Origin of the sequence: Leptospira sp. B5-022 (assembly GCF_000347035.1) — a bacterium.
Classification (GTDB): domain Bacteria; phylum Spirochaetota; class Leptospiria; order Leptospirales; family Leptospiraceae; genus Leptospira_B; species Leptospira_B cinconiae.
Genome location: NZ_ANIJ01000015.1, coordinates 403,371 through 417,564, shown reverse-complemented (window position 1 = coordinate 417,564; position 14,194 = coordinate 403,371). Strand labels below are relative to the sequence as shown.

The 14,194-nt window shown below is 40.1% G+C and carries 7 protein-coding genes; all 7 read left to right on the top strand.

Going from position 1 to position 14,194, the window contains the following annotated elements:
* Positions 1–40 precede the first annotated feature (40 nt).
* Positions 41–1,744 (top strand): GMC family oxidoreductase, encoded by a 1,704-nt coding sequence (locus LEP1GSC192_RS07615; protein WP_020769252.1) that lies wholly within the window; start codon positions 41–43, stop codon positions 1,742–1,744.
* A 29-nt stretch (positions 1,745–1,773) separates the two neighbouring features.
* Positions 1,774–2,757 carry a CPBP family intramembrane glutamic endopeptidase gene (locus LEP1GSC192_RS07610; protein ID WP_020769167.1) on the top strand — a complete coding sequence of 328 codons (984 nt, stop codon included), beginning with the start codon at positions 1,774–1,776 and terminating at the stop codon, positions 2,755–2,757.
* A 169-nt stretch (positions 2,758–2,926) separates the two neighbouring features.
* On the top strand, positions 2,927–4,378 hold the full coding sequence (locus tag LEP1GSC192_RS07605; RefSeq protein WP_020769077.1) for an NAD-dependent succinate-semialdehyde dehydrogenase: 1,452 nt from the start codon (positions 2,927–2,929) through the stop codon (positions 4,376–4,378).
* A 128-nt stretch (positions 4,379–4,506) separates the two neighbouring features.
* A complete protein-coding gene (locus LEP1GSC192_RS07600; protein ID WP_020769023.1) occupies positions 4,507–7,662 on the top strand; it encodes a SpoIIE family protein phosphatase in 3,156 nt (1,051 codons plus the stop codon).
* 173 nt (positions 7,663–7,835) lie between these two features.
* Positions 7,836–9,404 (top strand): methyl-accepting chemotaxis protein, encoded by a 1,569-nt coding sequence (locus LEP1GSC192_RS07595; RefSeq protein ID WP_020769114.1) that lies wholly within the window; start codon positions 7,836–7,838, stop codon positions 9,402–9,404.
* Positions 9,405–9,647: 243 nt separating this feature from the next.
* Positions 9,648–11,216, top strand: coding sequence for a methyl-accepting chemotaxis protein (locus LEP1GSC192_RS07590; RefSeq protein ID WP_020769260.1), 1,569 nt, complete (start codon positions 9,648–9,650; stop codon positions 11,214–11,216).
* Positions 11,217–11,298: 82 nt separating this feature from the next.
* On the top strand, positions 11,299–14,070 hold the full coding sequence (locus LEP1GSC192_RS07585) for a SpoIIE family protein phosphatase (RefSeq protein ID WP_020769407.1): 2,772 nt from the start codon (positions 11,299–11,301) through the stop codon (positions 14,068–14,070).
* The last annotated feature ends 124 nt before the right edge of the window (positions 14,071–14,194 follow it).

Below are 14,194 nucleotides of genomic sequence, written 5' to 3'. Positions count from 1 at the left end.
ATGGATTGAGTTAATAATTCGATATGTTTAGGTCGGACTTATGAAGACAGAAGAGAAAACAAACGTTCATTTCGATTACGACTATATCATAGTGGGTTCCGGTTTTGGTGGAAGTGTTTCCGCTATGAGGTTAAGCCAAAAAGGGTATTCTGTCTTGGTGATCGAGTCCGGCAAAAGATGGACCGCAAAGGAATTTCCGAAAACGAATTGGTCCATTCATAAATACTTATGGATGCCTAGATTGGGTTTTTATGGGATACAAAGATTGAATCTTTTAAAGGATTTTTTCCTAGTCAGCGGTGCTGGAGTGGGAGGAGGATCGTTAGTATACGCTAATACACTTTACGTTCCTTCAGAAAAAACGTTAAATCATCCTACATACAAAAAGATCGGGGGCAGAGACGGGATGCTTCCTTTTTATAAAGTAGCTTCCAAAATGTTAGGAGTAGTTCAAAATCCTCACTTAGACGGATCGGATGCAATATTAAAAGAGATCGCAAATGAAATGGGAAGGGGGGAAACTTTCTCTGCTACTCCAGTCGGAGTATTCTTCGGAGAAAAGCCCGGGCAAACTGTAAAAGATCCTTTTTTCTTGGGAGAAGGTCCCGAAAGAACTACCTGCAATCTTTGTGGAGGTTGTATGGTAGGATGCCGTTTTAATTCTAAAAACACATTAGATAAAAATTATCTATTTTTTGCGGAGAAGTTAGGAGCGAAAGTCCTTCCTGAAACGAAGGTAACGGATATAGTTCCTTTAAACGAAAGAGGGGAAGCCGATCCGGATGCGAGCGGAGAATTCGGTTACCAACTATCTACTCGATCCACTACCGGTTGGTTCGGATCCCCTAAAAGAAAATTTAAGGCTAAGTCCGTCGTTCTTTCGGCGGCAGTGATGGGGACTGTCGGTTTACTTTTACGTTCGAGAGAAGCAGGACATATGAAACGTCTTTCTCATTGTTTGGGGGATGATGTTCGCACGAATAGTGAAACGGTTTTAGGAGTTACCAAGTTCGGAAAGGATGTGGATTTTTCCAGGGGAGTTGCGATCACTTCCTCCATCCATCCGGATGAACATACTCATATAGAACCGGTCCGATATTCCAAAGGGTCTGACTTTTTTGGAACGCTTGCGAGTGTGTTGACAGACGGAGGAGGTTTCTTTCCCAGACCGCTTAAATATTTTTTTACTATGTTCACTCAGCCTATCTATTTTTTGAAAGCTTCCTGGCCATTCGGTTTTGCTAAAAATTCCCTTATTCTTTTAGTCATGCAAACCTTGGACAGTAAGGTAAAGCTGGTTCGAAAAAGAAGAATATCCTGGCCTTTCGAGAAGTCCATGACTTCTGCGATTAGTTCGGGAGACAAGGTACCTTCGTATATTCCGATCGCAAACCAAACCGCAAGAAAGATCGCTAAAAAGATAGGAGGTATTCCGAGAAGTTCCTTAAACGATGTTCTTTTGAATGCACCTATTACCGGGCATATTATGGGCGGTTGTGTAATGGGCTCAACTCCCGAAGAAGGTGTGATCGATTTTGAAAATAAAGTCTATGGTTATAAGAATCTAAGGGTTTGTGATAGTTCAATGATTCCCGTAAATTTAGGTGTAAACCCTTCTCTTTCGATCACTGCTATGACGGAAAGAGCGATGTCCTTGATCCCTCCAAAAGATAAGAAGTCCGTCACAAGTTTCGAATTCGAAAGGAAATTCGGGATCACATCTGTGGTCTTTCCAAAAATTTGATCCGAAAAAGATAGACCCAGGCTTAGTTAATGGAAATTCTCTCCGAATCGGGTATCTTCGATCCGGAGAGAATTTTGGGCTTATTAAAAGAAAGTTTAAAGGATTTTTTTCAAACCAAACGGGATTGGATCTCTTTTGCTGGAGTGTTCTTTCTTTTTTTAATCTTTTGGTCTTACAATTACTCCTTTAGATTTGCGCCACTTTTTACCCAGGCATTAAAAGACAATCAGGTCGGATTAAGTTTATTCTACTTTTTATTTTTTGCTGCGGGTGCCTTGGTAATTTATCCGATCTCTCTTTCATTTTATGGAAAACTAAACGAATTCAGACCTTCTATTCCTTTAATCTTAGGTTTTGTGATCGTTCTAGCAATTGTTTGTTCCGCAAGGATCAGGGACTCTGAACTTTTCAATTGGGTTCCTTCTTCTTCGGTAGAAATTGCAATGTTAACGGTGAACTATGTTGGAACCATTCTCGCATACGTTGCTTTGCCTTTAATCTGGATCATTCTCCGCAAAAATTCTCCTGAAAGATTTTTAGGACTAAATAAGTCACCGAAATTCGGGGAAGTATTATTTTTATTGGGATTGATGCTTCCGATAATCGCGATTGCTTCCTTCTCTCTCTCTTTTCTTTCCGTATATCCGCGATTTGCGGGAAGAATGTCAGACGGCTATTTGATCTATCCTCCCGCTTTATGGATCATTCTATTCGAAATTTCTTATGCGGCAGACTTTGCGGTTTTAGAAACTTTTTTTCGAGGGTTTATGGTTTTTCCTCTGGCATCCAGAGTGGGAAGTAAACCCGCAGTTTTAGCCATGTCATTCATGTACGGTCTACTACATTTTACGAAACCTCAATACGAAGCATTAGGTTCCTTTTTCGGGGGATTTATCTTGGGGATGATCTCTTACCGGACTAAATCGGTATATGCAGGGATTTTGATACATATTGGGGTAGCGCTGGCAATGGAACTTGCCGCCACATTACAGTTTTTATACTTTATGGAATAAAAGTACGGCGAAGGAATATGGGGAGCCGAACGGATCCGAGTTTAGAAAAGTCCTTCATTCAGCAAAGATTTGATCATTAAACTATTCTAGGCCATTGGCGAGCAAAATTCGGTTTTCAGCTTCTTATCAAAGATGTAAGCTTGGAGAAAGAGCTTCCTTCAGGCAAAATATGATCCAACTCAATCGCCCTAGTTTATTCAAAAATTCTAATTTTTACGCGGGAGAATGGAGAACCATCTCTCAAACGATTCCCGTATTCGATCCCGCGACAGGAAAAAAAATAGGCGAAGTGCCGGAGCTTCCTAGGGAGGAAGTGAGGAGGGCTTTGGAATTTGCCGAGAAGTCCCAAAAGGAATGGGCGAAGACTATTCCAAAACAAAGAGCCAGACTTCTTCGGAATTGGGCGGATCTAATGATCCAGAACAAAGAAGACCTGGCAAAAATTATGACCTGGGAACAGGGGAAACCCTTAGCCGAATCCAGAGGGGAGATCGATTACGCAGCTTCGTATTTGGAATGGTTTTCGGAAGAAGCGAAACGAACATACGGGGATTTGATTCCCACTCATAGAAAAGAAGTTCGATTGATGGCATGGAAAGAACCCGTCGGAGTTACCGGGATCTTAACTCCCTGGAATTTTCCTTCTTCTATGATCACTCGGAAAATTGGTCCTGCGCTTGCGGCAGGATGTGTAGTCGTTTCGAAACCTTCGGAACTCACTCCTTATTCCGCGATAGCGTTAGCTGTTCTTGCAGAGGAGGCCGGAATTCCCCCAGGGGTTTTCCAAGTGGTTACCGGTCAGCCGGAACCGATCGCAAATGAGTTTTTAGAAAATAAGATCGTTCGAAAGATCAGTTTTACAGGATCTACTAGAGTGGGGAAAATTCTTTTAGAAAAATCGGCAAAACAGGTAAAAAAAATTTCCTTGGAATTAGGTGGAAACGCACCCTTTATAGTTTTCGCCGATGCAAATATTAAGGAAGCGATACGCGGAGGAATTATATCAAAATTTCGTAATGCAGGACAAACCTGTGTTTGTACGAACAGATTTTTGGTAGAGGAAAAGATCGCAGATGAATTTGCTCACGGTTTAGCGGAAGAAGTTTCCAAATTTAAAGTTGGGAACGGTTTTGAAGAAGGGGTCAATATTGGTCCATTGATCCATCCTGCAGCAGTCAAAAAAGTGGATTCTCATTTACAAGATGCGATCGAAAAGGGGGGAAAACTCCTTATTGGAGGAAAGCCTCATTCGTTAGGGGGAAACTTTTATGAACCGAGCGTTCTCTCGGGAGTTTCCGAAAGATCGTTATGTTTTCAAGAGGAAACCTTCGGTCCCCTTGCACCTATAAAAAGTTTCAAAACGGAAGAAGAAGCCTTATTGATTGCAAACGCAAGCGATGTTGGTTTGGCATCTTATGTGTATACAAGTGACCCTGCCAGGATTTGGAGAATTTCCGAGGCTCTTGAAGCCGGGATGGTTTCCGTAAACGAAGGCATTCTATCGACCGAGCAGGTACCTTTTGGCGGTGTAAAAGAATCAGGTATGGGTAGAGAAGGCTCCAAATATGGAATAGAAGAATATCAGGAAATAAAATATATCTGTTGGGGTGGACAAGGTTAGTCGTAGAAACTTCGAATCCTCGCTGTTAATTTTGTAAAAAAAATTTCGTCTTCTGAGTTCGGACTCCTTTTCGCATTTTCCTTGACGGATGGGTCATTCGGATCAATTTTCTTAGGCTGCCCTTCTTTATGGACCCTTTTTATTTTAATTTCTATTTTTTCGGATCCTTACTCGCTTCTTTATTCTCATTGTATGTTTCCTTTTTCTTTCTGACAATCAAGGACAGAAGTAAGGCGGCGTTTCATTTAGGTCTTTCGAGTTTATCTACTACCATCTTTCATTTCGGATATTTGGTTGCGTTTTGTTCTCCGGAAGAATGGACCATCTTTCACAGATGGATAGTGATCCCATTTCCGATGGTGGGTTATACTCAGCTTTTTATCTTCTTCTTCTATTTCCCGACTCCTAAAAAGGAAAAGTTAGGGCTGGCTTTATATGCGGTTTTGTATGCGGGCGTTATAACTTTAGCGATCTTTTATATTATTCTTTCCTTAAAGTCTACTCGAAGTTTCGTGATGGGTAGCCATTATTGGGATTTCGAAACCCATCTTTTCTATAAAATTTTCTCACTTATTGTTTTTCTTTATAACTTCATCTTTTTGACCGCAGCGGTCTGGAGAGCAATCGTAGAGAAGGGAGCCGAACGAAGATCCGTTATCTACATAACTGTCGCATATCTTACCATTACACTTTTGCCCGGCATTACTAATGCTTTAAGTAGAGAAGGAACCGTCTCTAGAGCGGTGTACCAACAAACGGCAGACATTCTTCTTGTTGCAGGACTATTTTTAATACTCATCGTTTATGTGAACGCTACCAAGGAAAGGACCACGATCTTAAGCAGGATTGTAGGAGTGAGTATGGCGACTTTCCTTCTCGCATTCCAGCTAGTGGGATTTGCCATATTAAACGGTTATGATTCTTCTTTCGATCTGATCAAAAAAGAAGAAGCTAAACTGGTCGTTTTACAGGGAGAAACGCCGCAAGGATTCGCATATTTGACTTCTTTTGATCCGAACGAAGATCGTTTTCGAACAGAACGGGGATTTAAGGATCCAAGATTCGATTCGGAAGATAAATTAGAGATCCGTTTCTTTTATATCGCGAAAAATCTTACAAATTTAGGTACTCTTCCGGTCGAAACAAGATGGGAAAGATCCAATACAATTTTGGAAAATTCCCCCAAAGAATTTTATGCATATAGAGAAGGACTAAAACAATTTTTAGGATCTAAGGGAAGTAAACCTGTCTCCGACGAAGATGTACGTGAATTTTTCAGACTTCTCAATAAAAAACTTAAAGTAGTAAGAAGCAAGTATTCTCACCTACCTTCCAAATCGGATGCCCCTGCTATTTATAAACTTTTAAAATCGGAAGAAGTAGGCCTTTCAGCAATATTAGAAAATGTGAAAGGTAAGGCCGAGGCGGATCTTGAGGCGGATATATCGGCTTCGGATCTGGATAAAACGGTCCTTCTTCCATTAACTCCGATCCGAGAAGTGGGAGAAAGGATTTATAGAGGAACGAAATATTATAAAGTAGGAGATGAGAAACCTCAGTATTATGTTTCGTACTTGGTTGTTCATCCTACAAACGGAAATGTTTACGAAGTTGGATTCACTTACAAATCCTTTCGTACATTCATACATGAACCTGCCTTGATCCTGGTCGTATGTTTACTTGCGATCGTTTTGGTGATCAGTCTTGGATTTCGATTCTTCTTTCAAAATGCTCTTATCAAACCTATGGATGAGGTTGTAGTCGGTTTAACTGAGGTCAATTCCGGAAACTTGGATTATAGACTAGAACCGAGAGTAGAAGACGAGATCGGATTTATCGCTAGATCTTTTAATAGAATGGCAAGGTCCATCCAAGCGGCTCGCAAAAGGTTGGAGCAGTATGCCAACGAGCTAGAGGAAAAAGTAAAGGAAAGAACCAAGGAATTGGAACAAACCTTGGGAGAAGTCCAAGAACTCAAACAGCAACAGGACGGGGACTATTTTTTAACTTCTCTTTTGATCAAACCGCTAGGCGCAAATAAAGCGATTCATGAAAACGTAAAGGTGGATTTTTTACTCGAACAAAAGAAAAAATTCACTTTCAGAAGATATCATGACGAGATCGGTGGGGACTTAAATATCTCCAATCATATAGAATTGAAAGGTAGATCATATACGGTGTTTTTGAATGCGGATGCGATGGGAAAATCCATGCAAGGAGCAGGCGGAGCATTGGTATTGGGATCCGTTTTTGAATCGATCATAGAAAGGACCAGGCTCGTTGATAATATGAAAATACAGTCTCCGGAACGTTGGTTGAAAAACGCATTTACGGAGTTACATAAAGTCTTTGAGAGTTTTGACGGTTCCATGTTGGTTTCTTCGGTAATGGGACTCGTAGACGACGAAGTCGGTATTTTATATTATATTAATGCAGAACATCCTTGGACGGTATTGTATAGAGACGGGATTGCAAGTTTTATAGAAGACGATCTGATGTTCCGAAAACTGGGAACTACCGGAATGGAAGGTCGTATATATATTAAAACATTCCAATTGGAGCCCGGGGACGTGATCATTGCAGGCTCAGACGGCAGGGATGATATTCTTATCGGAACCGACGAGGACGGGGGAAGGATTATCAATGACGACGAGAAACTTTTCCTCAGAATTGTGGAAGAAGGTAAAGGAGATTTAAACGGTATCTATAATTCAATCATTGGAAAAGGTCCTCTTACGGATGACCTTTCTTTGATCCGACTTTCTTTTAAAGAAGATGATTCTGAACAAAAAATTCACGACGAACAGAAACAAAGGATAAAAGAGTTACTTCATAGAGCCAAAGAAACTTCTCAAAACAAAGATGTTGCGGAAGCGATTACTTATTTGCAAGAAGCGGAAAACCTGGACAGCCGCATTCCTGAAGTGAAGAAAAATTTCGTAAAATTATTCTTAAAACTTAAAGATTATTCTAAAGCCGCACGTTACGCGGAAGACTATCTGAATATCAAACCTGTAGATAAGGAAATTTTGTATGTTGCTTCCTTCTCTGCAAGGAAAGCCGGCCAATTAAAAAAAGCCTTGGACTTTGGGGAGAGGTTACGGCTGAGAGAACCAAACCATTTTAAAAATCTAATGAATCTGGCTCAGGTGTATATCGCTTTAAAAAATTATGAACGGGCGATGTATATGGTTCAATCCGCTTTACATTTGGAGCCTGAAAACGAGGCAGTACTTCGGATTCGGGATGTTCTTCGAAAAAATTGGAATCCGAAAGACGTGTAATTTTTGCGTTTTGCTCGGATCTTTGCAGTTTTTTTTCTTCAGATGATCCCTGAACGTAAAATGTAAATGTGAGTTTTTGCTCGCTTTATAAAAAATGTATCGATTCTCTCAGGCTTCCATTTGAACTTAGGGTATTCATTCTATAAAACCATAATATGCTTCGGAGGTCGTTAATGGACAACGAACGAACCACGGAAAAAATAGCGGCTTTAGGTCCTCTAACTATCGGTAGGATCAGGATCGGCCTGGTTTTTCTATTTTTAGCCTCCCTAGCGGCTTCTTGGGAGCAAAGCACTTTCGAACAGAATATGGCGTACTTGGGTGGGACAATCGCGATGGGGATTGTTTCCGCTATAAATCTGTTTTATTCCTTTAAAAAGGGAACTATCCCGAAACGGATCGGAATGTTCTCCGTTATTTCCGATATAATAATTCTCGGATGTGTGATGTTCTTTGCGGCATCCACCGAAAAAAACATGTCTTCCGGGATTATACGGCAGATCATATTATATGCAATTAACGTAATATTTATCGTATATTCCGGATTACTTCTTAGTCCTAGATTCGTGATTTTAACCGGATTCGTATCCGCAGTCTGTCAAGGGATCGTGATATTGAATTGTTATCTTCATGGTGTTGTGTTTTCGGAAGAACCTTTGGAAGTTCTTTCTCCCGGATTTGCTTCTATCTCCGAACAAGTACTCAAATTGATCTTTCTTATCGTGATCTCCTTCATAGTGAAAAGTGTGATCAACATATTCTCACTTTTGCGTAGTGCGGAAGAGGAAAAATTAACGACGATCTTAATATCCGGAAACGAATTAAGAAAAAGTAAGGGAAAAATGGATTCTGCAGCCGTTTCTTTACGGGAAAAATCCAGATCTTTACGGAATTTTTCCGACGAGTTTTTTGATGTGATCAACAATCATGCCGCTTCGTTTGACGAGATCGGAAGTACTCTCAGCCAGTTTTTATCTCAAATTGAAAGCGCAGCTGCGACAGTAAAGGATCAATTCGGAAGAATCGAACAACTAGTAAACAAAAGCCAAAGTTTGAGGACCTTAATCGATAAGATCGCTGATTATTCTTCCGAATTGAATGAGCGTATTTACTCGGTTCAGAACACAAGTAAGGAAGTGACAAAATTCGTTTCCGGACTTTCCGAATCTTTGGAATCTTTGGGGGAATCGTTTCGATCCGTAGGCGAAGTTACGGACATTATGGCCGAAGTAGCGGATCGTACTAATTTACTTTCTTTGAATGCTTCCATAGAAGCAGCAAGAGCGGGAGTTGCAGGAAGAGGTTTCGCAGTGGTTGCAACGGAAGTTTCCAAACTTGCGGAAAGTAGCGGTCAAAATGCAGCTAGGATCTCGAAGATCATCAGAGAATCCAATAATTACGTGGCTAACGGAAGAAATACCGCTTCCGTAACTTCCGAAAAAGTAAGAGATCAGGAAAATCAATTTACTACGTTTTTGGAAAGATTCAACGAGTTGAATGGACTATTGGAAAATCAGATCAAAATAAACGACGAATTTCTTTTCAGTTTATCCGAATTACGAAAACTTTCTGCGGGGATCGAGACTTCATCCAATGAACAGAATACGGGAGCCTCTATGATCATGGGTGCTATCTCGGAATTACAAAGTTCAATGGATTCTTTATTAAGAAAAAGCGAACTTTTATCGGACACAATCAAAGTTTTGGAAGAAGAAGCAGAACTTCTCGCGAAGGAAAATTGATTCATAGTCCGTCCGAGACCTATTCCATCGATCCATACTAGGTACGGGCTTCAGGAGCCTGGGACAGGCCCCTTATATCGGATAAACTATCGGAATTCGTTTCAGGTTTTTTAAACCATTGCGTTAACTTTCTTTTGCAATAAATTTTCCATGAATAAATTTCGAAAAAGGATCGATTTATTCTTCCTTTTGCCGTCTTGGATATAAGGTAATAAAAATATACCTAAGGCGGGTTTTTCTAATATGGCGATACGTTCCGAAACGGAAAAAATTCTCGCTCAAGGTCCGATTACGATCAATAGGATCCGATTCGGTCTGACATTGCTTTATTTTGCATCCATCGCAATGGGATACAAAAGAAGTACCCTATTCCAAAACTCCCTTTATATTCTCGGGACTTCTATTATGGTGATGTATGTCACCTACTCATTCCTCAAAAATAGGTTTGGGAGCGGAGTATCTCCTTTTTTAGGAAAAGTTTTCATAATAACCGATGTGGTCGTTCTCTGTTTGGTCATGATCGGAGCGACTACCGAAGATTCGAAGCTTGCCTCGAATATTATCAAACAAGTTGTGCTTTATACGATTAACGTTATTTATATTGTTTATGCTGGACTGTTGCTTTCGCCCAGATTCGTATATTTGATCGGACTTTTAACTATCTTCTGCCAGACTTTGGTAACAGTGAATGCGGCAAATACAGGGGTTATTTTTACCGAAGACAGCATAACTTCAATCACCCCCGGTTATGCAGCTATGTCGGAACAGATTACCAAAATGTTGTTCTTGTTGACCACGGCATTCATTGTGGTTGCGGTAATTAAGATCTTTCTTCAGCTAAAGAACGTAGAAGAAGAAAAATCCCAAGCTATCGAAAAGTCCAAAGCGGACTTAGAACACGGCAGGATCAGAATGACCGAATCCGCAGTTTCATTGAGAGAGAATTCGAAAAAGTTAAAAGAGTTCTCGGATGATTTTTCGGAAGTAATCAGCAATCATGCCGCTTCTTTCGAAGAGATCAGTTCTACCATGGAAGAATTTTTGGCACAAACAGAACAGTCCGCAGAAACTGTAAAAGACCAATTTTCAAAAATTGAAGGTTTACTGGGAGAAAGTAGAAACCTCAATACTTTGATCGATCGGATTTCCGGACATTCCAATGATTTGAATCGTAATATGGATATAGTATTGGAAGCGGGAAAAGCGGTCAGCGAATTTGTAGATGGGCTCAGAACTTCTTTAGAATCTTTAGGTAGTTCTTTCCGTTCCGTGGGAGAGGTGAATCAGATCATGTCTGACGTTGCAGATAGAACCAACCTTTTATCTTTAAACGCATCGATTGAAGCCGCTAGAGCCGGCGCTGCAGGAAGAGGATTTGCAGTAGTTGCAACGGAAGTTTCCAAACTTGCGGAGAGTAGCTCCGAGAATGCGGATCGTATTTCTAAAATAATAAACGAAAGTACTAAATACGTGCAAGTCGGACAAAAATCCGCTCATACAGCAAATGAAAAAGTGAAGGAGCAAGATACTTTGTTCACAAACTTTTTGGATAGTTTTAAACAACTGAATCAACTATTGGGCGAACAGAAAATAGTGAACGAACGTTTTTTGAACAGTCTTTCAGTTTTAAGAAATTTATCTTCCGATATTGAATCCGCTTCCAAAGAACAGACTCTAGGAGCAAATGCGATCATGACGTCGGTTTCTTCTTTACAAAGTTCAATGGATTCTTTGTTAAGAAAGAGCGAAATGTTGGCAGAAACCATCAAAATTTTGGAAACCGAAGCGCAAACATTGGCTTCAAAAAGTTAGTCGTACTTCAAATAAAAAATCCGAACTAGTTTACTTAGAAAAACCTTGAATTCTAAACACTAGAGATTAGAAAAGTCGCTCCATGGTTTACTTTAACTCATGGGCGATCTCTTCGCTCATCTGTTCCATTTTTACATTTATCATTTTTGCCTTTTTAGCTGCGTTAAAGAAGAAGGCGAATTATACAAGTGCGTTCTCTTATCTCTTTCTTTTCGTTTTTTTGATTAATTTCGGATTTTTTTTCTCAGCGATCTTTCCCTATCCGGAAGCGGCTTATCATCGGATAGTCACCGGTCCTGCAGCGGCATTCGGTACGATTTTTCTTTGTATTTTCGCGTATTTATATCCTAGGAACGATCATCCAAAAGAAGCAAAGTATGTGATCGGATCTCTACTCGGGATCTCTGCAATTACGATCTCTTATTCTTACTTTCAGATCTTTACTAATAAGCCTTTATTCCATTTTGAAGGGCAGATCTATAATTATCAACAGAAGGTGGGAAATATTTTAGCGATATCCCTTCTTGCATTTCTTTTGGTCATGATCTTTATTCAGGTCCGAAAAATTATCAAAGCAAATAAGGAAGAAAGAAAGGCTTTAATACAAATGTCTTTGGGGATGGACCTTACTTACTTGGTCCCTGTAGTTTCTAATCTTTTGTTTAGGGAAGGTGTGATCACTTTTAACGCATTCCAGCAATTGTACGTGGGTTTTATGATCTTGGGTTATTTTACCCTAACTATTTTATTTATTAATAATACAGTTGATAAAACTTCTTTTATGACCAAGATCATTGGAATTACCGTGGCGACCTGTTTGGTCTTTGCTCAGGCATTTTCAACCGTAGTAAATCTAAAAAATGAGTCCTTATTCGATGAGATCAGTATAAAGGAAGCACAAACTTTTCTGAATACAGGCAAATCCGAGGGTTCTTCGATCGCGTATGCGGTTTCTTTAGGAGATTCTTCCACTAAACCGAAGGTTTTGATAAAATCCCCCGGGATTGAGCCGAATTTAAATTTGGCGCAAAAGGAAATTTTAGAAAATAGAAAGTCCGGAAATTTCCAAAAAAGAACTCCAACTACGAACGTACCTAAATCAAGTTTAGAGAATTACGTACCTTCTCCAAACGATCTGTTTTATTCTTATTATTTGAGAGATGAAGTGGGAGAAAGAACTCTTCTGGTCGCTTTTCCGTATCTACATTACAGAAAGTTTTTGGATGAAACGAATAGCTGGCTAGTGCTATTAACTCTTTCTCTTGTATTCGTGATCTTAGTTCTCTTTCCATTCTTCTTTAATCGGAGTTTAGTACGTCCTTTAAATACTTTGATCCGAGGAGTTGGAGAAGTAAATTTAGGAAATCTTACGATCCGCATTCCTGTGCTTGTGCAAGATGAGATCGGTTATCTATCCGAATCTTTTAATAAGATGGTGGGGAGTATTTTAGAAGGAAGGACCAAGTTAGAAGAATACGCAGACACCTTGGAAGAAAAGGTGGACGCTCGTACAAAAGAAGTTACCGAAAAAATGGAAGAGATCCAATCGCTTAAGGTACAGCAGGATGGAGATTATTTTTTAACGTCTCTCTTAAGCAAACCTTTGATGACGAATTGGAACAGATCGTCTTTGGTTACGACTAACTTCTATATTGAACAAAAGAAAAAATTCGTATTTAAGAATAAAGAATCGGAAATAGGAGGAGATATTTGTATCAGCGGAAATCTCTTATTCGGCTCTGAAAAAGAAAGATGGTCCGTTTTTCTAAACGGGGATGCTATGGGAAAATCCATGCAAGGAGCGGGAGGGGCTATTGTGCTCGGGACAGCTATGAACAATATTATGGCCAGATCCGCAAGTCAAGGAAAGGTCCTGAATATTTCTCCGGAAGATTGGGTGAGAGAGGCTTACCGTGAGTTGGATGATATCTTCAGAACATTCGACGGAGTTATGATGGCTTCGGCAATTCTCGGCCTAATCAACGAAAGTACCGGAAAAATGTATTATTTTAATGCCGAACATCCTTGGGCAGTACTTCTCCGAGACGGCAAAGCTTCTTTTTTAGAAAGAGAATTAACTTTACGTAAACTAGGTTCTCCTTCCGAAATGAGTTTTCGGATTTTGGAATTCGATCTGAAGCCAGGAGACATTCTTTATGTTGGTTCGGATGGAAGAGACGATATCAATGTAACGGAAGACGGGGTGAATTGGACAATGAACTCCGATGAGAATGTGTTTCTCAAAACCGTGGAAGGATCCAAGGGAGACCTGGATAGTATAGTGGATTGTATTCATAGTTTGGGTGCGTTATCCGACGACCTTTCTTTGATACGGATCGGATTTCACGAAAAACTTTCATCGAATATTACGGAATCCAAAACTAGCATCCCGGAATCGGTACTAAGAAAGTACACGGAAGCCAAGGCATTATTACAACAAAGGGAAATAGGTACAGCAGTCGTATTATTGGAGGAAGCGTTACAGTCCGTTCCATCTTTCAAAGCGGCCGCAAGATTATTAGGACAAGTATATTATGATAGAAAGGAGTATGATCCTTCTTCTCGCTGGTTCGAAAAATATTTAGAGTTTGATTCGGATTCTCCGAATATCTGGTTTCTACTTTCGGTATGTTATAAACATTTAAAAGAATATACAAAGTCGAGCTCTGCAGCGGAGAAGGTTCGCAGTTCCCAACCTCATCGTCTTGCAAACCTAATCAATCTTACGGATAATTATAGACTATTGGGCCGTTTTAGCGAGGCTCGTTCCGTCCTGGAAGTTGCATGGTCGATAGATGCGGAGAGTCCAGGAGTCAGAAAGCTGGACGAACTCTTGAAATCGAAGGGCTACTAAAACAAATTTAGATTGTGGAATCGGCCATTTCACAATGTTTTGTAAAAAAGACCCTTTAGAAACCGGTTCGACTCCCGTTTCCATAGCCTGCCATAATCAGGAACTCCAAAAATTCGAGATCAAG

Coding starts and splice junctions, on each gene's coding strand:
- LEP1GSC192_RS07615 (WP_020769252.1), top strand. CDS start 41: ATGAAGACAGAAGAGAAAACAAACGTTCATTTCGATTACGACTATATC.
- LEP1GSC192_RS07610 (WP_020769167.1), top strand. CDS start 1,774: ATGGAAATTCTCTCCGAATCGGGTATCTTCGATCCGGAGAGAATTTTG.
- LEP1GSC192_RS07605 (WP_020769077.1), top strand. CDS start 2,927: ATGATCCAACTCAATCGCCCTAGTTTATTCAAAAATTCTAATTTTTAC.
- LEP1GSC192_RS07600 (WP_020769023.1), top strand. CDS start 4,507: ATGGACCCTTTTTATTTTAATTTCTATTTTTTCGGATCCTTACTCGCT.
- LEP1GSC192_RS07595 (WP_020769114.1), top strand. CDS start 7,836: ATGGACAACGAACGAACCACGGAAAAAATAGCGGCTTTAGGTCCTCTA.
- LEP1GSC192_RS07590 (WP_020769260.1), top strand. CDS start 9,648: ATGGCGATACGTTCCGAAACGGAAAAAATTCTCGCTCAAGGTCCGATT.
- LEP1GSC192_RS07585 (WP_020769407.1), top strand. CDS start 11,299: ATGGTTTACTTTAACTCATGGGCGATCTCTTCGCTCATCTGTTCCATT.